Genomic DNA, 20837 nt, shown 5'->3' with positions numbered 1-20837 from the left:
GGGATCGAGCCTGGGTCGTTGCGGGGGAGTCGTACCGGTGTGTTCACCGGGGTGATGTACAACGACTACGGGCTGGCCCTGGGCAACGCCGCCGGTCCCACGAATGAGGTCGTCGAGGGTTACGAAGGTACGGGAACCGCGCCGAGCGTCGCTTCCGGACGCGTGTCGTACACGCTGGGCTTGGAGGGTCCTGCGGTGACGGTGGACACGGCGTGTTCGTCGTCGCTGGTGGCGTTGCACTTGGCGGCGCAGGCGCTGCGCGGTGGTGAGTGTTCGCTGGCGCTGGCCGGTGGTGTGACGGTGATGGCCACGCCGAATACGTTCATCGGGTTCTCCCGGCAGCGTGGTCTGTCGGTGGATGGGCGGTGCAAGGCGTTCTCCGACAGCGCCGACGGGGTGGGCTGGTCGGAGGGTGTGGGCGTGCTGGTCCTGGAACGGCTGTCCGACGCCCGGCGCAACGGCCACCAGGTGCTGGCCGTCGTGCGCGGGTCGGCCGTCAACCAGGACGGCGCCTCCAACGGGCTCACCGCGCCGAACGGTCCGTCGCAGCAGCGGGTGATCGGTCAGGCGCTGGGCAGCGCCGGGTTGACTCCCGCCGATGTTGATGTGGTGGAGGGCCACGGTACGGGGACGACGCTGGGTGACCCGATCGAGGCTCAGGCGCTGCTGGCGACCTACGGTCAGGATCGTGATCGGCCGTTGTTGCTGGGGTCGATCAAGTCGAACATCGGGCATACCCAGGCGGCGGCGGGCGTGGCCGGTGTGATCAAGATGGTGCAGGCGATGCGGCACGGCGTGCTGCCGAAGACACTGCACGTGGATGCGCCGTCCTCGCATGTGGACTGGTCGGCGGGTGCGGTCGAGCTGCTCACGGAGTCGGTGGAGTGGCCGGAAGCAGGTCGGCCGCGCCGAGCTGGTGTGTCTTCGTTCGGGATCAGCGGCACCAACGCCCACGTGATCATTGAGCAAGGTCCGGTGGTGTCCGAGCCTCCGGCTCCTGTGGCGGCTGGCGGGCCGGTGGTGGTTTCGGGCCGGACCGAACAGGCGTTGAGGGAGCAGGCCGGGCGGCTGGCGTCCTACCTGAGCGGTGAGCCCGATCTGGGGTTGGCCGACGTCGCGTTCTCGCTGGCCACGACCCGGTCGGTGTTCGAGCATCGTGCGGTGGTTGTGGCTGGGGATCGTGAAGCTGTGCTGGCCGGGTTGCGGGCTGTTGCCGAGGATCGTCCGGGTGCCGGTGTGCTGCGTGGGGTGGCTGGGTCGGAGCCGAGGCTGGCGGTGTTGTTTGCTGGTCAGGGGAGTCAGCGGGTGGGGATGGGGCGGGAGCTGTATGGGCGGTTCCCGGTGTTTGCCGAGGCTCTGGATGAGGTGATCGCGGGGCTGGATCCGTTGCTGGTGGGGCTTGATCAGCGGGCAGATCGTTCGCTGCGTGAGGTGCTCTTCGCCGAGCCTGGTGCGGCTGAGGCGGAGGTGTTGGATCAGACGGGGTGGGCGCAGCCGGCGCTGTTCGCGCTGGAGACGGCCCTGTTCCGGCTGGTCGAGTCGTGGGGCGTGCGACCTGAGGTGCTGGCCGGTCATTCGATCGGGGAGATCACCGCCGCGCATGTGGCCGGGGTGCTGTCCCTTGAGGACGCATGCGCTCTGGTCGCGGCGCGGGCCCGGTTGATGCAGGCGCTTCCTGAAGGTGGGGCGATGGTGGCGGTCCAGGCCGCCGAGGAGGAAGTCACCGCCCTGCTGGCCGAGGAGGACACCGCCGCTCTGTTGGTCGAAGAGGGTGTCGGCCTGTCGGCTGGGTGCCAGGGTCAGGTGTCGATCGCGGCGGTGAACGGTCCGGCCTCCACCGTGATCTCCGGGGAAGAGCAGGCGGTGCTGAAGCTGGCCGCCGTCCTTGAGCAGCGCGGGGTGAAGACGCGGCGGTTGCGGGTGTCACATGCGTTCCACTCGCCGCTGATGGACCCCATGCTGGAGGACTTCCGAGCCGTAGCCGAGACGCTGACCTTCAACGAGCCGCGCATCCCGATCGTGTCCACGTTGACCGGGGAGACCACCGAGCGGTTGTGCTCGCCGGAGTACTGGGTGGAGCAGGTGCGGGGCACGGTCCGGTTCGCCGACGCCATCCGCACTCTCCAAGATCAGGGCGTGGGGGCGTACCTGGAGCTGGGTCCTGACGGGGTGCTGACCGCCATGGCGGCCGACACCGTGGATGTGGTGCCGGCGTTGCGTAAGGGCCGCGACGAGGAGTCCGCGATCATGTCCGCGCTGGCCGAACTGCATGCGCGGGGAGTGCCGCTCGATTGGGCGGCGGTGTTCCCCGGGGCTCGGCGGGTGGAACTGCCCACGTACGCCTTCCAACGCCGGCGGTACTGGCCGAGGCCGTCGCAGGCTCGCGCGGGGGATGTGACCTTCGCCGGACTCGGAGCGCCGGATCACCCCCTGCTGGGAGCCGCCGTCGAACTCGCGGATGGCGACGAAGTGATCTTCACCGGAAGGCTCTCCACGCGGTCCCATCCGTGGCTGGCTGAGCACGTGGTGTCCGGCCGGGTGGTGGTGCCGGCGACGCTGTTCCTTGAGCTGGTGATCCGGGCCGGCGATGAGGTCGGTTGCGCGCGGCTGGAGGATCTGACCCTGGCCGCGCCGTTGACGCTGCCCGAGGGCGGCGGCGTACAGGTGCAGGTGCGAGTGGGCGGCTCCGACGAAAGGGGACGTCGGCCCGTGAGTGTGCACGCGCGGCCGGACGGGGAGGAGAAGCAGCCCTGGATCCGGCATGCGGATGGTCACTTGGCGGTGGACGAGCCGGCCGCGATGACCGAGGCGTTCGACACGGCGGTGTGGCCGCCGACCGGTGCTGAGCCGGTGTCGCTGGCGGGGTTCTACGAAGGGCGGGCGGCGGACGGTTTTGAGTACGGGCCGGCGTTCCGTGGCGTGACCGCCGTGTGGCGAAGCGGCTCGGACCTGTACGCCGAGATCGGCCTGCCCGAGCAGGACGCGGCTGACGCGGGGGCGTTCGGCATGCATCCGGCGTTGATGGACGCGGTGCTGCACCTGTGCCTCATCCTCGACCAGAGCGAGGAGGCCCGCCACAAGGTGCCCTTCGCATGGGAAGGCGTGTCCTTGCACGCGGCCGGGGCGTCGGCGGTCCGGGTGCGGATGACCTGGGCAGGACCGGACGCGGTGTCGATCGCGATCGCCGGCCGGGGCGGTTCCGTCGCCTCGGTCAGGTCGGTGGCCTTGCGGGTCCTCGCGGAGGAGCAGGCCGGCGGGTCGCGGGCGATCGGCCGGGATTCCCTGTTCCGGCTGGACTGGGTTCCGCTGACCCTCCCGGTGCCCGCTGTGCCGCCCAGCGCGCCGACTGCGGTGGTGGGTCCTGAAGAGTGGGGGCTCGCCGAAGCGCTCGCCGCCGCCATGAGCACCCCCATCACGACAGGTGCCGACCTGCGGTCGCTCGCGGAGGCGTACGAGGGCGATGCTCCCATGCCACGCACGGTGCTGGTCCCGCTAACCGGAGGACCAGGCGGTGAGGTGCCGGCGGTTGCGTACGGTTTGGCGTCGTATGTGGTTGAGCTGGTGCGATTCTGGCTCGCCGACGAGCGGTTCGCCGAGTCGCGGCTGGTGTTCGTCACGCGGGGCGCGGTGGACGGCGGCGACGTGGCGGCGGCGACGTTGTGGGGTCTCGTACGCGCCGCCGAAGCCGAGCACCCGGGCCGATTCATGCTGATCGACCTGGACCACCACACCCACGACCCCGAGACGTCGATCGCCGCGCTGCCGCAGGCTCTGGCCGCCGGCGAGTCCCAGGTGGTGGTCAGGGACGGCGCCGTGCTGGCCGGGCGGCTGGCCAGGGTGTTCCCAAGTACCGGGGAAGAGGGCCTGGCGTGGGATCCCACGGGCACGGTGTTGATCACCGGCGGCACCGGCGGCCTCGGCGGCATGCTGGCCCGCCACCTGGTGGCCGAGCACGGCATCAGGCACCTGATGCTGGCGAGCCGTAGCGGCGACCGGGCCGAGGGCGCCGGCGAGCTGGTGGCGGAGCTGTCCGGGCTCGGCGCTCACGTGACCGTGGTGGCCTGCGACCTGGCGGATCGTGATGCCGTCGCCCGCCTGCTGGCCGCGGTGCCCTCCGAGCATCCGCTGACCGCGCTGGTGCACACGGCCGGTGTCCTGGACGACGGTCTGATCGGCGCGCTGACCCCGCAGAGCCTGGAGAAGGTGTTCCGGCCCAAGGTGGACGCGGCCTGGCACCTGCACGAGCTGACCCGTGACCGGAACCTGTCCGCGTTCGTCCTGTTCTCCTCGGCATCGGGAACGCTGGGCACGGCGGGCCAGGCCGGCTACGCGGCGGCGAACACCTTCCTGGACGCGCTCGCCAGGCACCGCAGGGCCGAAGGGCTGCCGGGACTCTCGCTGGGCTGGGGCCCCTGGATCCAGGCCGGCGGCATGACCAGCGCCCTGAGCCAGGCCGACATGGACAGGATCGCCAGGCGCGGCATGCTCCCGCTGTCTCCCGGCAATGGTCTGGCCCTGTTCGACGCGACGGTCACCGGCGACGAACCGGCGCTGCTGCCCGCGCGCCTGAACCTGGCCGCGTTCCGCGCAAGCCAGGACGTCCCACCCCTGTTCCGAGGGCTGATCCGGCCATACGAGCGGCAGCGGGCGACGGCCGCCGCAGCGTCGGCCACCCTCGCTGATCGCCTCGCGCCGCTCGGGACGGCCGCGCGGAAGGCCGCCACGATGGAACTGGTACGCGACGCCGTCGCCGTGGTCCTGGGCCATCAGGACGGCAACGCGATCGAGCCGCTGAGCAACTTCCAGAGCATGGGCTTCGACTCGCTGACAGCCGTCGAGGTACGCAACCGCCTGTCCGCGGCCACGGGGCTGAGCCTGCCGGTCACCCTGGTGTTCGACTACCCGAACGCCACCGCGCTGGCCGACTTCCTGCTGACGGAGTCGCTGGGCGGCGACACCTCGGAGTCCGCGCGGGCGACGACGCCGGCGATCACGCCGGCCGACGACGATCCCGTGGTGATCGTGTCGATGGCGTGCCGCTACCCGGGCGGCGTGACCTCCCCCGAAGACCTGTGGCGGCTGGTCGTGGCGGGTGGGGACGCGATCTCCGCCTTCCCGTCCTCCCGTGGCTGGGACCTGGAGTCCCTGTACGATCCCGACCGCGAACGAACGGGCACGAGCTACGTACGCCACGGCGGTTTCCTGCACGAGGCAGGCGAGTTCGACCCCGGATTCTTCGGGATCTCGCCGCGTGAGGCCCTGGCGATGGACCCGCAGCAGCGGCTGCTGCTGGAGACGACCTGGGAGGCGGTCGAGCGCGCGGGGATGGACCCGATGTCCCTGCGCGGCAGCCTCACGGGCGTGTTCGCCGGCGTGATGTACCACGACTACGCGACGAGCGCCGAGTTCCCGCCGGACGTGGCCGGCTTCATGGGCACCGGTACGGCCGGCAGCGTCATGTCGGGACGGTTGTCCTACACCCTCGGTCTGGAGGGCCCGGCGGTCACCGTGGACACTGCCTGCTCCTCCTCACTGGTGGCGCTGCACCTGGCGGCCCAGGCGCTGCGCGGCGGCGAGTGCTCGCTGGCCCTGGCCGGCGGGGTGACCGTGATGGCCACGCCGGGCGCGTTCATCGACTTCAGCGCGCAGGGCGGGCTGGCCGGGGACGGCCGCTGCAAGTCCTTCTCCGAGGCCGCAGACGGCGTCGGCTGGTCCGAGGGCGTCGGGATGCTGGTGCTGGAACGCCTGTCCGACGCCCGGCGCAACGGCCACCAGGTGCTGGCCGTCGTACGCGGCTCGGCGGTGAACCAGGACGGCGCCTCCAACGGGCTGACCGCGCCGAACGGGCTGTCGCAGCAGCGAGTGATCCGCCAGGCCCTGGCCGGCGCGGGGCTGGCCCCGGCGGAGGTGGACGCGGTGGAGGGGCACGGGACCGGGACGCGACTGGGCGACCCGATCGAGGCCCAGGCGCTGCTGGCCACCTACGGGCAGGACCGGGACCGTCCGTTGTTGCTGGGCTCGATCAAGTCGAACATCGGCCACACCCAGGCGGCCGCGGGCGTCGCCGGAGTGATCAAGATGGTCATGGCCATGCGCCACGGGGTGGTGCCCGGTACGGTGCACGTGGACGCGCCCTCCTCGCACGTGGACTGGACCCAGGGCGCGGTGGAACTGCTCACCGAACACCGCCGGTGGCCGGAGACCGGACGGCCACGGCGGGCCGCGGTGTCGTCGTTCGGCATCAGCGGAACGAACTCCCACGTGCTCCTGGAGCAGGCACCGCCGACCACGGACGCACCGGCCGAGCACCGCCCGCCGGCCGCCGAACAGCCGCAGTCGGACCGTCTGCTGTTGGACGCGGCGGCGGAGGATCGGTCCTCGGACGTGGGAGCAAGCGGTCGCGCGCCGGGCGCGGTGCCCTTCCTGGTCTCGGGGAAGACGAGTGACGCGCTGCGGGCCCAGGCCGCACGTCTCCTGGCGCGGGACCACGACGACCACTCCCTCGCGGACCTCGGTTTCTCGCTCGCGACGACCCGTTCGGCGTTCGAGCATCGTGCGGTGGTGGTGGCCGGTGAACGGGAAGAGCTGTGGGCGAGCCTGGCGGCCGTGGCGGAGGGGCGTACCGGGCCCGGAGTGGTGCATCGGCGTGGCGCGCGGCCGGGCGGGCTCGCGGTGCTGTTCACCGGGCAGGGCGCGCAACGGGCCGGAATGGGCCGCGGTCTGTACGAGCGGTTCCCCGCATTCGCGCACGCCTTCGACGCCGTGCTCGCCCACCTGGACCCCGAACTGGACCAGCCGCTGCGCGAGGTGATGTTCGGCGACGGCGAACTGCTGGACCGGACCGCCTACACCCAGCCGGCCCTGTTCGCGCTGGAGGTGGCGCTGTTCCGGCTGCTGGAGTCCTGGGGCCTGACCCCGGACTTCCTGTCCGGGCATTCGATCGGCGAGATCACGGCGGCGCACGTCGCCGGGGTGCTGACGCTGCAGGACGCGTGCCGGCTGGTCGCGGCACGTGCCCGCCTGATGCAGGCACTGCCGCCGGGCGGCGCGATGGTCGCCGTGCAGGCCGCGGAGCAGGAGGTGTCGCCCCTTCTCACCGGGTACGAGGACGAGGTCTCCATGGCCGCGGTCAACGGCCCCGCCTCGGTGGTGATCGCGGGCACCGAGGAACGGGTCGCCCTGATCGTTTCCCGGCTGGCGGACGCGGGACGCAGGACGACCCGGCTGAAGGTGGGCCGCGCGTTCCATTCACCGCTGATGGAGCCGATGCTGGCGGAGTTCCGGCGGGTGGCCGAGAGCCTGGTCCTCACGCCGCCGCGGATCCCCGTGGTCTCGAACGTGACCGGTGCGCTCGCGTCGGCCGAGGAGCTCTGCTCGCCGGACTACTGGGTACGGCAGGTACGGCACGCGGTCAGGTTCGCCGACGGCGTGGAGACGCTGCACCGGCAAGGCGTCACCGCGTACCTCGAACTGGGACCCGACGGGGTGCTGACGGCGATGGCCGAGGACGCCCTCCCCGAGGCGGAGCCGGGTCAAGGAAGCCCGGTGCTGGTTGCGGCGCTGCGCAGGGACCGCGACGAACAGGCCGCGATCATGACGGCGGTGGCGACGTTGCACGCGCACGGTGTCGTGGTGGACTGGCCGGCCCTGTTCGGCACCGCGTTCCCGGGTGCGCGCCGGGTGGACCTGCCGACGTACGCGTTCCAGCGTCAGTGGTTCTGGCCGACCGGGCGGCGGGCCGGGGACGTACGGGAAGCCGGACTCGCGGTGGCGGCGCACCCGCTGCTGGGGGCGGCCGTGGAACTGGCGGGGACGGACGGCGTCGTGCTCACCGGCCGGCTCTCGCTGCGGTCGCACCCGTGGCTCGCCGACCACGCCGTCGGCGGGACGGCCGTCTTCCCCGGTACGGGGCTGCTGGAGCTCGCCATCCGGGCCGGGGACCAGGCCGGATGCGGGCGGGTGGAGGAGCTCAGCCTGGAGGCGCCGCTCGTGATCGGCGAGCGGGACGCGACGACCGTACAGGTGACGGTGGGCGCGCCGGACGCGTCGGGTCGCCGCGAGCTCGGCATTTACGCGCGGCCCGACGACGCCGCCCACACCGACGAGCCGTGGACCCGGCACGCGACCGGAGTGCTGTCCGGGGAGGAGGCGTCCGGGCCCGAGGCGTTCGGCACGGAGGTGTGGCCGCCGCAGGAGGCGTCCGCCGTCGAACTGGACGGTCTCTACGATCGGCTCGCCCAAGGCGGGTTCGGGTACGGGCCGGTGTTCCAGGGGCTGCGTGCGGTCTGGCGGCGCGACGACGAGTTGTTCGCGGAGATCGCCCTGCCGGACCAGGCGGGGGACGCCGGCTCCTACGGCGTGCACCCGGCGCTTCTGGACGCCGCCCTGCACGCGCTGCCGTTCCTGGAGGCGGACCGGCCGGAGGCGGGGCGGGTGCCGTTCGCGTGGGGCGGGGTGCGCCTGCACGCCGACGGCGCGACGACGCTGCGGGTGCGCGTGACCAGGACCGGCGCGGACAGCGTGGCACTGACCGCGGTGGACATGGCGGGTGCGCCCGTCCTCACCGCCGAGTCGCTGGTGTCCCGCCCGGCGTCGCCCGGCGGGCCGATCGCCGACTCCGATCGCCGGGCGTCACGGGACGCGCTGTTCCAGCTGGAATGGACACCGCTCCCCGAGCAGCCGACCTCGGCAGCCGACGCGGACGTGGCGGTGCTGACCGGAGACCTCGCCCTGCCGGACGACCCGCTCGCCACCCTGAAGGCCAGTACGGCGGATGCGGTGGCGGTAACCGTAGGCCCGCTCTTCCGCACGCGCCCAGGCGAAGCCACCGGTTCCGCGGACGTCCTCCCAGGTTCGGCGGAGGCCCTCGCGGGCTCTGCGGAGGTCCCCGCGGGTTCTGCGGACGTCCCGGCCGGTTCGGCGGAGGTCCTTGCGGGTTCCGCGGACGTCCTCGCTGGTTCTACCGACGTCCTCGCCATGACGCGCGAGGCCACCGCCTGCGTACTGGACCTCCTGCAGCGCTGGCTCGCGGACGAGCGCACCGCGGGCCTCCCGCTCATCATCGCGACAAGCGGCGCGGTCGCGTCCGGAGAGCACGACCGGGTGCGTGACCTGCCGGGCGCCGCCGTGTGGGGCCTGGTACGTGCCGCGCAGGCGGAGAACCCCGGCCGTTTCGTGCTCGTCGATCTCGATGTGCCGCGCGAGCCGTCCAGGACGCTGCTGTCAGCCGTGCTGGCCAGCGGTGAACCGCAGGTCGCGGTGCGGGGCGGCGAGCTGAGGGCGGCGCGGCTGGCGCCGGTGGCGCCGGACGCGGAGACGATACGGGAGTGGGACCCCGAGGGGACGGTCCTGATCACGGGCGGAACCGGGGGCCTAGGTGCGGAGGTGGCGCGGCATCTGGTGAAGGAGCACGGGGCACGGCACCTGGTGCTGGCAGGTCGCCGGGGTGAGAACGCGCCGGGCGCGCCCGAACTCCGGGCCGAGTTGGCCGGGTACGGCGCCGAGGTCACCATCGCCGCGTGCGACGTGTCCGACCGGACAGCGCTGGAAGCCCTGCTGGCCGCCGTGCCAGCCGAGCATCCGCTGACCGCGGTCGTCCACGCGGCGGGCGTGCTGGACGACGCGACGATCGCCTCCCTGCGGCCCGAACGGCTGGACACCGTCCTGGGACCCAAGGCGGACGCCGCCTGGCACCTGCACGAGCTCACCCAGGGCCTGGATCTGGCCGCGTTCGTGCTCTTCTCGTCGGTCGCGGGCCTGGCCGGCGGCGCGGGGCAGGGCAACTACGCCGCCGCCAACGCCTTCCTCGACGGCCTGGCACAGCACCGGCGGGCCGCCGGGCTGCCCGCGCTGTCCCTGGCGTGGGGGCCGTGGGCGCGCGACACCGGGATGACCGGCGGGCTCGACGACGCCGATCGGCGGCGAATGGCGCGCGCGGGAATCCGCCCGCTGCCGGTGGAGCAAGGGCTGGAGCTGTTCGACCTCGCCCGTGCCGCGGACCGTGCGGTGCTGGCGCCGGTCCGGCTCGACCTGCCGGCGCTGCGTGCCCGCGCGGACGTTCCGCCGCTGCTCCAGGGCCTGGTGCCGGCCAGGCGTCGTACGGCCGCGGGCGGCACGCCGGAGGAACCGGACACCCTGGTACGCAGGCTGACCGCTCTCGGCGCGGCCGAGCGTGCCGAGGCGCTGGCGGACCTCGTACGGACCGAGGTGGCAGGCGTGCTCGGCCACGCCGGCGCCGGCTCCGTCGAATCGCACCTCGCCTTCACCGAGCTGGGCTTCGACTCCCTCACCGCCGTCGAACTGCGCAACCGGCTGAACGGCGCCACCGGCCTGCGCCTGCCGGTCACCCTGGTGTTCGACCATCCCACGCCGCATGCCCTCGCCGCCCACCTGCTCGACCGGCTCGGCCTGAGCGAGCCGACCGGGGCCGCGGCGCTCCTGGCCGAGCTGGCGAAGCTGGAGAGGGCCTGCACCGAGACGACCGTCGGCATCGACGTGCACAGGCAGGTCGCGGCGCGGCTGGACATCCTGCGGGCCAAGTGGGCGGCCGTGGTGCAGGACTCCGGCGGCGACACCGAGTTCGACCTCGACTCGGCCACGGACAACGAGATGTTCGACATCCTCGACAACGAGCTCGGCCTGTCATGAGCCCAGCCCGGGATTCTCGGCGACGAGCTCGGCCTGTCATGAGAACAGTTCGACATCCTCGGCGACGAGCTGGGCCTGTCGTGAGCCCGCCGGCCGAGCACCGCGAACGCACGGCATGATCGAGGAGCTGCTGCCCGGTGGGATCATGTCGTCGGAGGCGTTCGACGACTCGCGGCCGTGCGCCCTGTTCCCCGCCGAAGCGGCGTTGATCAACGGGGCGGTGGAGAAGCGCCGCCGCGAGTTCGCCACGGCGCGCTGGTGCGCCCGCGACGCGCTGATCCGCCTGGGGTACCCGCTGGTGCCCGTGGTGCCGGGGGCGAAGGGCGCGCCGGTCTGGCCGTCGGGGGCCGTCGGCAGCATCACCCACTGCGCCGGATACCGGGCCGCCGCCGTCGCCAGGTCCTGCGACATCACCACCCTCGGGATCGACGCCGAGCCGAACAAGCCGCTGCCCGCCGGAATCCTGGAGGTCATCGCGGTGGAGGAGGAGCTGCGCTGGGTGACGGACTTCCTGCGGCGCGACCCGTCGGTGCGCTGGGACCGGTTGTTGTTCAGCGCCAAGGAGTCGGTCTACAAGGCGTGGTTCCCGCTGGCCCCGCTGCGGCAGCCGCGCCTCGACTTCACGCAGGCGTCGATCACCTGCGATCCGGCCGGGGGCGGCCTGCTGGCGCGGGCGCTGGTCGAGGGTCCACAGCTGCGCGACGGCAGCGAGCTGCGGGAGTTCTCCGGCCGCTGGCTGGTACGCCGGGGGCTTCTCATGACGGCCATCGCGGTCGCCGCCTCCACGTGAACGGCCCCGGAGAACTGGGCGTTTTCCTAGTCCTGCGTCTATAGCCTCGGGTTTCAGCAGGGCGGCGGTCTCCCGTTTCCGCGACTGAGAGGGACCCGTTATGTGTGGGATCGCGGGTTGGGTGTCCTACGACGCCGACCTGACGGAGCAACATGCCACGATCGACGCGATGACCGCCACCATGGCGCTGCGCGGGCCCGACGCCTCAGGAACCTGGGTCGACCGGCACGCCGCGCTGGGCCACAGAAGGCTGGCGGTCATCGACCTGGACGGCGGCGTGCAGCCGATGGAGTTCGTCACGGCGAACGGCCCGGTGGTCCTGGTCTACAGCGGCGAGACCTACAACTTCATCGAACTGCGCGAGGAGCTGACCAGGCGCGGCCACCGGTTCCGTACGTCGAGCGACACCGAGGTCGTGCTGCACGGCTACCTCGAATGGGGCGAAGGCGTCGCCGAGCACCTCAACGGGATGTGCGCGTTCGCCATCTGGGACGCCCGCGAGCAGAAACTCGTCCTGGTCCGCGACCGGCTCGGCGTCAAGCCGCTCTACCACTACCCGACCCCCGACGGCGTGTTGTTCGGGTCGGAGCCCAAGGCCATCCTGGCCAACCCGCTGGCGCGCAAGGCCGTCGACATCGACGGGATCCGCACGGCGGTGTTCAGCGTCGGGCAGGGCCAGGCGATCTGGAAAGGCATGTACGAGGTCGAACCGGGCACGGTCGTCACCGTCACGGCGAGCGGAACGCGTACCAGGACGTACTGGAGCCTGCGCACGGCGCCGCACACCGACGACCAGAGAAGCACCATCGCACGGGTGCGTGAGCTGCTCGACGACACCGTCAACCGGCAGCTCATCTCGGACGTGCCCCAGTGCGTGTTGTTGTCCGGCGGCCTGGACTCCAGCGCGATCACCGGCCTCGCCGCGCGGAAGCTGACCGCGAAGGGGGACCGGCTGCGCACGTTCTCGGTCGACTTCGTGGATCACGTCGATCGTTTCAAGCCCGACGTGTTCAGGACCACCCCGGACGCGCCCTTCGTCAAGGACATGGTCGACCTGGTCGAGCCGGTGCACCAGCAGGTGGTGCTGAGCGCGGAGGACCTCTCCGACCCGGCCGTGCGGCGAGCCGTGATCACCGCTCGCGACACCCCGAACGCGCTCGGCGAATCGGACATCTCGATGTATCTGCTCTTCCGGGCGATACGCGGGGAATCCACGGTCGCCCTCTCCGGCGAGGCCGCGGACGAGAACTTCGGCGGCTACCCCTGGTTCCACAACGAACTGCGCACGCTCCCCATCTTCCCCTGGATGGCGGCGGTGCTCGGCGCGCAGTCCGCCAACCCCGCCGTCATGCCCTTCACGGCCGAGGCGCTGGCGGCCCTGGACCTGGAGAACTACCTGGGGGACCAGTACAAGACGGCCGTGGCGGCGGTCGATCACCTGGACAACGCGACGCGCTTCGAGCGTCAGATGCGCTTCATGTGCCACATGCACCTGACCCGCTTCCTGCGGATGTTGCTCGACCGTAAGGACCGCCTGTCGATGGCGGTCGGCCTGGAGGTGCGGGTCCCGTACTGCGATCACCGGCTCGTCGAGTACGTCTACAACACGCCGTGGAAGCTCAAGTCGTTCGACGGCAGGGAGAAGAGCCTGCTGAGACACGCCGTGAAGGACCTGCTCCCAGCGTCGGTGGTGCAGCGCAGGAAGAGCGGTTATCCGACGATGATGCATGACAACCGCTACTCGGGCACCCTGCTGATCGAGGCCAAGGAGGTGCTGGCGGACACGCACAACCCGCTGTTCGGGCTGTTCAACCGGGAATGGCTGCGGTCGGTGGTCGAGGCCGACCCCGCGAAGATCACGCACGGGGAGAAGCTGCTGCTCGACAAGATCATCGACATGTACTACTGGATCGACGGCTACTCGCCCGAGTTGTCCCTGTCCTGAGCGGTCCAGAGCGTCCTGAGCGGTTCAGAACCCGCGCGAGCGCCGCAACGACGGCGGCCGGCCGTCCGGGTCCACCGCGAAGCGGTACAGCGGCAACGCCAGCAGCTTGCGCACCCCCGACAGCCGAGGAGCCGGATGGGGGCGCAGGCGGCCGGGCGGGCGCGGCCCCGAGCAGCCGCCCGCGTGCCAGGACTCCAGCCGCTCCGCCGAACGCGCGAACGCGTCGAAGGCGGCCACCGGGTCGCACAACTCGTCGTGCCGCCCGGCGGGCAGGTCCAGGTGCTCGCCCATCAGCTCCAGCCGCAGGTCACGGGCGAACCGCAGCGCCCCGCCGGGCGGCCGGGGGTCCTCCCGCTCGTCCAGGACGGCGCAGCTCAGCTCCGAGTCGTACGTCCACGACCGCAGGTTGACGTTGTCCGAGCCCACCTCCGCCCACACGTCGTCCACCACGCACACCTTCGCGTGCACGTACACCGGCGTGCCCCGGTGGTTCTCCAGGTCGTAGATGGCCACCCGGTCGCCGCCGGCGGAAAGCAGGCGGCGCAGGGCGTCCGCGCGGCCGATCAGGCTGGCCGGTCCGGCCAGCCAGCCGTCCTGGTCGGGGTGGCGCGGCACGATGACGATCATGCGCAGCCCCGGCTCGCGCTCCAGCGCGCGGGCGAACGGCTCGATCACGTCCGTGGACCACAGGTACTGGTCCTCCAGGTAGATCAGCGAACGCGCGCGGCCCAGCACCTTGCGATAGGCGTGCGCGATGCTGCGCTCCCCGGCGGGCGCGAACGGGTAGCCGTGACGCCGGGCCGGATAGGTGCGCAGCAGCTGCACGTAATGGTGCCCGGCCCGGGCGGGCGGCGGTCCCGGCTCGGGCAGGGCGGGGGCGTCGTCGAGGCGGCCGAGGTGGTCGCGCAGGCGGCGCAGCGGGTCGCGCGTCTCGGGCGCCGGATCCTCCCAGCGCTCGCAGAACACCTGCTCCACATCCGCCACGGCGGGGCCGCGGATGGCGACCTGGACGTCGTGCCAGGGCGGGCGCGGCCCGTAGACGCCGGGCATCGGGGCGGACTGCGGGTCGCCCTCGTGGGAGTCGTCGTCGCGGCGGCTGTGGCACAGGTCGATGCCGCCGACGAAGGCCACGTCCCGCCCGGGTTCGCGGTCGTGCCGCAGGATGACGAACTTCTGGTGGTGCGAGCCGCCCACCGCGGTACGCGTGTCGAGCAGGGCCTGGCCGCCGGTGTCCTCGATCTCCTGGCCGAGGTGGCGGTTCTCGGCGGAGCTGAAGCGCAGCAGGTCCAGGTGGGAGCGCCAGATGAGGCCGCGTACGAGGGCGCCGCGCCGGGCCGCCTGCGCCATCGCCGCGCCCACGCTGGGCCCGTCCGGCGTCAGCCGCTCGTCGGGGTCGCCCCGCCAGTCGGCGAACAGCAGCAGGTCGTCCTCGCCCAGCCGGTCCAGATGGGCCGCCAGCTCGGCGAAGTAGCGTGCGCCGTGGATCAGCGGGCGCACCTCGTTGCCCTCCGACCAGGGCCGCAGCCTGGTCTCCCGATTGCCGCGCTCCTCCTCGGTGAGGAACCAGTCCTGGATCCGCATCCGCTCAGAACTACCCGGGCAGCGGCGGCTGATACCTCTCCCTGGCAGGTTCGGGGGTGACCGGGGCGGTCAGGCGGTTTCGCGCGGGCTCCGCGGGCAGCCGCACGGTGAACGTCGCACCCGCGCCGGGCACCCCGTCGGCGGTGATCGTGCCGTTGTGGCCGTCCACCACCTCCCGTACGAGGGCCAGCCCCAGCCCGTACCCGGCCCCTTCAAACCGGGTGAACAGCCGCTCGGCGTCCCCCGGATCCAGCCCGACGCCGTCGTCCCTGACGGTGAGCCGCACCGCGCCGGGCTCGCCGGCCAGCGTCACCCAGATGTGCCCGCCCGCCCTCGTGTGACCAAGCGCGTTGTCCAGCAGGGCCGAGATCACCCGCCGCAGCGCGGACTCCACACCGCGTACGACGTGATCGCCGGGCCCGTCGCAGCGCACCTCGATGCTCACCCCCTGGGCACCGGCCCTGGCGTCCTCGGCCACGGCCAGCTCGGCGGCCAGCACGGCCAGATCCACCGGGCCGAAGGGCCTACGGAGCTGCTTGAACTGGGCCGAGCGCAGCAGGTCCTCCACGACCTCGCCGAGCTGCCTGGTGCCGGTGACGAGCTGGTCCACCTCGTCGATGAGCAGGATCGGGTCGGTCCCGCCGCGCATCCGCCGCGACAGGAGCTGGGCGCGGGTGTGCAGCCGGGTCAGCGGCGTGCGCAGCTCGTGGCTGACGTCGGCGGCGAAGCGGCGCTGCCTGGTCAGGGCCTCGCCCAGCGGCGCGATCGCGCGGCGGGAGACGACCTGGCCGACCAGCAGCGCGGCCAGCAGCCCCGCGACCTCCGAACCGAGCAGGGTACGCAGCAGCCGCTGCCGCTCGGCGACCTGGTAACGCAGGTCCATGGCGGCCTGGACGGTCACGCCGCCGCGCCTGCTGGTGTACACGAGGTATTCCCGGCCCGCCACCGTGACCTGCGAGGTCTCCGCCCTGCCGGTGGCGGCCACCAGGCCGAGCGCGGCCCGTACGGGCAGCGCCGCCGGGGCGCCGGGCGAGCCGCGCAGGGTGCCGTCGGCGCGCAGCTCGTACAGCCACACGCAGGGCGGCGGGTAGTCGACGGGGGAGCGCTGCGCGGCGGAGGCCAGGTCGCGCGCCGCCGCGGTGCCCTGGCCGTGCACCATGGAGCACCAGACCAGCACGCCGACCAGCGCGAGCACCACGGAGATCGCACCCGCGACCTGAACGGTGATGCGCCGCCTGGCGCGGCCGAGCAGCCGCCGGTCGGGATCGGGCAGCCGCGGCGGGCGGCCGTCGGACAGGCGGCCCGGCGCGGTCACAACTCACCCAGGCGGTAGCCCACACCTCGCACGGTGCACACGACTCCGGGTCCGAGCTTGTTGCGCAGGTAGTACACGTACGTGTCCACGATGGATTCCTTGTTAGCTCCGTCGAAGACCCGCTGGCGCAGCGACCTGCGGGTGTGCACCTGCCGGGGCCGCGCCGCCAGCGCGCTGAGCAGCCGGCACTCCTGGCCCGACAGCGTCACCTGCTCACCGGTCGGCAGGCGGACGATGTGGGCCTCGGCGTCCAGCCAGCCCGCGCCCAGCGGCAACAGCCGGGCCTGGTCCAGGTTGCGGCGGTGCAGCGCGCGCACCCTGGCCAGCAACTCGTCGATGTCGAAGGGTTTGATGAGGTAGTCCTCCGCGCCCGCGTCCAGCCCGGCGACCCGGTCGGCGACCGAGCCGAAGGCGGTGAGCACGAGCACCGGCACGGTGACCGCCTGCCGGCGCAGCCGCCGTACCAGGTCGATCCCGTCGAGGCTGGGCAGGCCGCGGTCGACGATGAGCACGTCGTACGCGCGGCTCAGCCCCAGGTGCAGCCCCCGCTGCCCTTCAAGCGCCAGGTCGATCGCGTAGCCCTGCTCGGTGAACAGGCCGACCAGCATCGTGCCCAGTTCGCGGTCGTCCTCGACGAGCAACAACCGCCGCGTGGGCAGCCCGGCAGCGCCTGATGTCCCAGCCACGCCCCAACCGTTACACCACTGTCGCGTATTTACCAGGTCCACTCTGTGATTGGCCCTCCCGTTCAGTGACGTACCGGCCGCTACCTGGACGTTCGCCACTAATTGGACCTGACTTCGATCTCTACTGGCCGCTCCTGCGCGGGTTCGGACCTGGTGCCGGCTTCGAGCCGGTCGGGCAGGGCGAGCTTGTACAGGGGCAGGGCGCCGGCGGTGGTGAGCACGGCCACCAGCACCAGCATGGCGAACAGCTCCTGCGTGATCATGCCCTGGGCCAGGCCGATGTTGATGAAGATGAGGATCATCAGGCCGCGCGCGTTCATCAGCCCGCCCACCGCGTACGACTCCCGCCAGCTGAACCCGATCCCCTTCATCGCCAGCGCGCAGCCGAAGTACTTGCCGCAGAACCCGGCCAGCAGGATCAGCCCGAACGCCAGCAGCATGGCGCCGCCCGCGATGCCGCCGAGCTGGGTGTTCAGCCCGGAGAAGGTGAAGAACGTGGGCAGCAGCAGCGTCGAGACGATCTCCATCATGCGGCCGTGCAGCGCCTGGCGGAAGGCCGCGTCGCGGGGCATGGCCAGACCCGCGAGGAAGCCGCCGAAGACGGAGTAGACGCCGATCCAGTCGGTCAGCCAGCCGGCCGTGAGCGGGATGAGGATGACGGCGTACATGGCCCCGGGGCCGAACCGGCCGGTCCGCGCCACGGTCCTGCCCATCGGGCGCAGCAGGGGAGCGACCACCTTCAGCATGATGACGGCGAACCCCAGGGTCAGGCCGATCGTGGGCAGCGCGCCGCCGGCGCCGCTGCCGAGGTGCATGGCCGACAGGATCGCCAGGATGCACCAGGCCAGGGCGTCGTCGATGGAGGCGGCCAGCAGGGTGAGGCGGCCGATCTGGCTCTGCTCCAGGTTCCGCTCGTACAGGATCCTGGCCAGCATGGGGAAGGCGGTCAGCGACAGCGCGCCCCCGACGAACAGGGCGAACTGGAACGGGGACACGTCGGGCAGCGAGAGCAGGTCGTACAGCAGGAAGCCCACGCCCGCGCCGAGCAGCAGGGAGGGCAGGATCCCCGAGGCGGCCAGCGTGGCGGCGTTGCGGATCTCGCCCGGCCGCCCGCCGCCGTGGTCGATGCCCGCCCCGACCAGGAACATGTAGAGGGTCAGGCCGATGGTGCTGAGCACGTAGAGAACGGGTCTGACCTCCGGCGGGAACAGCGCCGCCTGCGCCTCGGGGAACAACCAGCCGAAGAGCGTGGGGCCGAGCAGCACGCCGGCGACCATCTCCCCGAGCACACGCGGCTGCATCACCATCTGGGCCAGCCGCCCGCAGATCTGCGAGGTGATCAGGATCACCACGAGCGCGGGGAACACCTTGAGCATGATGGCGAGGTTCGGATCAGGGGGTACGACGTGGGCCAGGACGGTCATGTCTTCTCTCCGTGAGCTTCAGCGGTGAAATGGCGTTCGCACAGCCGCTGCCTGCGCGCGTCCCACACCATGTACGTGCCGAGGACGAGCTGCACGAGGCTGCGCCAGACGTCCTCCCAGCGGTCGCGCACCCGCAGGTACGCCAGCGCGGGACGCGGCCGGTGCGCAGCGCCGAGCGGGGTGAGCAGGCAGGGCCCGCGGTTCGGCAGGGACCTGGTGTGGGAGACGGAGGAGTCGAGCCGGTAGCGGTCCAGCACCTCACGTGCCACCGCCCGCATCGCGATCGGCGCGATCCGCCAGGCCGGGCACGGCCGGTTGGCCGCGACGCCGAACGGGATGTGGTTGAGGTCCTTCGCGCCCGGCCGGTCGAAGCGGTCAGGGTCGAAGCGGTCCGGGTCGGTGAACCCGGTGCGGTGGAACTGCGGGTAGTTGAAGCAGAGCACCGAGCCGGCGGGGATCGTGGTGCGCTCGTCGAGCGGGATGTCGCCGGTGGTGATGCGGTGGGCGATGCCGAACAGCGGGTAGAGCCGCATCGTCTCGGCGATCACCTGGTCGAGGTAGCGGTCGTCGCCCGTACGCGCCCTTTCCTGGACCTCGGGATGCCGCGCGAGGACCAGCAGCAGGTGCGCCATGGCCTCCGACATCTGCACGACGGCGGTGTTGAAGAAGGCCCCTTGCAGGTAGTACGCCTGCTGCCGCGGCGTCAGGCCGCCGGGCAGCGGCAGGCGCACCCGGGACAGCCTGCCGAGCAGGTAGCGGGTCAGCCGGCGACGGCGTCCCATGTGCCGCAGGCCCGTGCACTTGAGCGAGGTGACGACGTCGCCCGCGTTGCGCGCGATGAGGTCGCGGGCCTCGCGCGGGCAGGGCTCGGCGAAGACGAGCTCGTAGGAGAACTCGGCCCACAGCGGCATCATCAGGTCCCGCAGCCGGACCAGGCCGCGCCGGCCGTCCAGCGCGCGGGCCGCGCAGCGGGCGGCCAGTTCCGCGGCCTCCGCGCGGCGCACGGCCAGCAGGCCGCGGGTGACCCTGGCCACGGCGTCGTAGCGGTCGCCCGCCTCCAGGTGCTCCTGGTGCATCTCGGGGCCCGGCGAGAGCCAGTACCAGAACAGGTCCGACAGCGCCGCGCCCTTGCTGCGGCCGCCGGCGGCCGGGTGGGAGTACACCTCCCTGAAGCGCTCGACGCCGACGAGGTCGCCGGGCACGGGGATGCCGTCCGGGCCGTTGATCCGCTCGAACACGCGGATCCGCAGCGCCACGACCCTGGCCGGCAACCACCACGGCAGGCTCAGGACGACGGCCGCGACCCCGGCCACCAGCAGGATCGGCATCATCATGACCGTCGCACCACACCCGGTTCGTGACGGCGGTCGCCGTACGCCCGCACCATGCCCGGTTCGAGACGGCGGTCGCCGTACACCCGCACCATGTCCGGTTCGAGGTCCTGCACGCAGGCGCACCCGCACAGTGCGAGGGCGTGCTCGACCTCCGCGCGCAGCAGGCCGAGCACGCCGGCCACGCCCCGCTCGCCGTCCGCCGCCAGGCCCCACAACACGGGCCGGCCGACCGCGACGGCGGCCGCGCCCAGCGCCAGCGCCTTGAGCACGTCGGTGCCGCGCCGCACGCCGCCGTCCAGCAGCACCGGCACCGCCCCGCCCACCTCCGCCGCGATGTCCGGCAGCAGGTCGATCGTGGCGGGCACCCCGTCGAGCTGCCGCCCGCCGTGGTTGGACACCATGATCGCCGCGACGCCGTGGTCGAGCGCGAGCCGCGCGTCGGCCGGGTGCGTGACGCCCTTGAGCACGATGGGCAGCGCCGTCATGCGCCGCAGCGCGCCCAGGTGCTCCCACGACAACTCCGGCCACATCACGATCGGCCGGACCCGGCCGCCGTCCCGCAGGTTCTCGCAGGCCAGCTGCGCGGGCAGGTCGTGGAAGCCGTTGCGCAGGTCCCGCTCCCGCACACCCAGCACGGGCGAGTCCACCGTGACCACCAGCGCCTTGCAGCCGGCCGCCTCGGCGCGGCGGACGATCCGCTCGGTGAAGGCGAGGTCCGGCTGCACGTACAGCTGGAACCACAACTCCGCGCCGGGCGCGGCCGCCGCCACCTCCTCGATCGCGACCGTGGCGGCCATGCTCACGATCATGATCGTCTCGGTGGCGGCGGCGGCCCGCGCGGTGGCCCGCTCGCCCTCCGGGTCGGCCAGCCGGTGGAACGCCGTCGGCGCCACCAGCACCGGCATCGCCGCGCGGCTGCCCAGCAGGGTCACGCCGGTCTGCAGCTTCGCGGCGCCACGCAGCACCCGGGGCACCAGCCGCAGCCGCCCGAACGCGGCCTCGTTGTCGCCCACGGTGACCTCGTCCCCGGCCCCGCCGGCGAAGTAGTCGTAGTGCGCGGGGTCGAGGCGTTCACGCGCCGCGATCTCGAACTCACGCAGGCTCCGCGCGTTCAT

At 72.4% G+C, this 20837-nt stretch carries 9 protein-coding genes; 3 read left to right on the top strand and 6 right to left on the bottom strand.

The window, feature by feature from the left end; genetic code table 11:
* Positions 1-3: 3 nt before the first annotated feature.
* From AB0I81_RS48015 to asnB, 3 genes are all read left to right on the top strand, one after another.
* On the top strand, positions 4-10647 hold the full coding sequence (locus AB0I81_RS48015) for a type I polyketide synthase (protein WP_360672957.1): 10644 nt from the start codon (positions 4-6) through the stop codon (positions 10645-10647).
* A gap of 115 nt (positions 10648-10762) precedes the next feature.
* A complete protein-coding gene (locus AB0I81_RS48010; RefSeq protein WP_360672929.1) occupies positions 10763-11437 on the top strand; it encodes a 4'-phosphopantetheinyl transferase superfamily protein in 675 nt (224 codons plus the stop codon).
* A 100-nt stretch (positions 11438-11537) separates the two neighbouring features.
* A complete protein-coding gene (gene asnB, locus AB0I81_RS48005; RefSeq protein ID WP_360672926.1) occupies positions 11538-13382 on the top strand; it encodes an asparagine synthase (glutamine-hydrolyzing) in 1845 nt (614 codons plus the stop codon).
* Between the two features lie 24 nt (positions 13383-13406).
* On the opposite strand, the gene AB0I81_RS48000 is transcribed toward asnB, so the two are convergent.
* The 6 genes from AB0I81_RS48000 to AB0I81_RS47975 form a co-directional block, all read right to left on the bottom strand.
* On the bottom strand, positions 13407-14963 hold the full coding sequence (locus tag AB0I81_RS48000) for a phospholipase D family protein (RefSeq protein ID WP_360672924.1): 1557 nt from the start codon (positions 14961-14963) through the stop codon (positions 13407-13409).
* Between the two features lie 10 nt (positions 14964-14973).
* Positions 14974-16278, bottom strand: coding sequence for a HAMP domain-containing sensor histidine kinase (locus AB0I81_RS47995; protein ID WP_360672921.1), 1305 nt, complete (start codon positions 16276-16278; stop codon positions 14974-14976).
* On the bottom strand, positions 16275-16964 hold the full coding sequence (locus AB0I81_RS47990; RefSeq protein WP_360672919.1) for a response regulator transcription factor: 690 nt from the start codon (positions 16962-16964) through the stop codon (positions 16275-16277). Before AB0I81_RS47990 ends, AB0I81_RS47995 begins: the two co-directional genes overlap by 4 nt.
* 98 nt (positions 16965-17062) lie before the next feature.
* Positions 17063-18388, bottom strand: coding sequence for a cation:proton antiporter (locus AB0I81_RS47985; RefSeq protein ID WP_360672917.1), 1326 nt, complete (start codon positions 18386-18388; stop codon positions 17063-17065).
* A complete protein-coding gene (locus AB0I81_RS47980; protein WP_360672914.1) occupies positions 18385-19722 on the bottom strand; it encodes a cytochrome P450 in 1338 nt (445 codons plus the stop codon). The genes AB0I81_RS47985 and AB0I81_RS47980 overlap by 4 nt, the downstream gene beginning before the upstream one ends.
* The gene (locus AB0I81_RS47975) at positions 19719-20837 is read right to left on the bottom strand and encodes an alpha-hydroxy acid oxidase (RefSeq protein WP_360672954.1); all 1119 of its coding nucleotides are present in this window, start codon (positions 20835-20837) and stop codon (positions 19719-19721) included. Before AB0I81_RS47975 ends, AB0I81_RS47980 begins: the two co-directional genes overlap by 4 nt.

Source organism: Nonomuraea sp. NPDC050404 (assembly GCF_040655495.1).
Lineage (GTDB): Bacteria > Actinomycetota > Actinomycetes > Streptosporangiales > Streptosporangiaceae > Nonomuraea.
Note: the sequence above shows the minus strand (reverse complement) of the source record. Positions and strands in the feature narration are given on the sequence as shown.

What these genes read in the sequence shown, in the direction of transcription:
- AB0I81_RS48010 (WP_360672929.1), top strand. Translation starts at nt 10,763, where the DNA reads ATGATCGAGGAGCTGCTGCCCGGTGGGATCATGTCGTCGGAGGCGTTC.
- asnB (WP_360672926.1), top strand. Translation starts at nt 11,538, where the DNA reads ATGTGTGGGATCGCGGGTTGGGTGTCCTACGACGCCGACCTGACGGAG.
- AB0I81_RS48000 (WP_360672924.1), bottom strand. Translation starts at nt 14,963, where the DNA reads ATGCGGATCCAGGACTGGTTCCTCACCGAGGAGGAGCGCGGCAATCGG.
- AB0I81_RS47985 (WP_360672917.1), bottom strand. Translation starts at nt 18,388, where the DNA reads ATGACCGTCCTGGCCCACGTCGTACCCCCTGATCCGAACCTCGCCATC.
- AB0I81_RS47980 (WP_360672914.1), bottom strand. Translation starts at nt 19,722, where the DNA reads ATGATGATGCCGATCCTGCTGGTGGCCGGGGTCGCGGCCGTCGTCCTG.
- AB0I81_RS47975 (WP_360672954.1), bottom strand. Translation starts at nt 20,837, where the DNA reads ATGAACGCGCGGAGCCTGCGTGAGTTCGAGATCGCGGCGCGTGAACGC.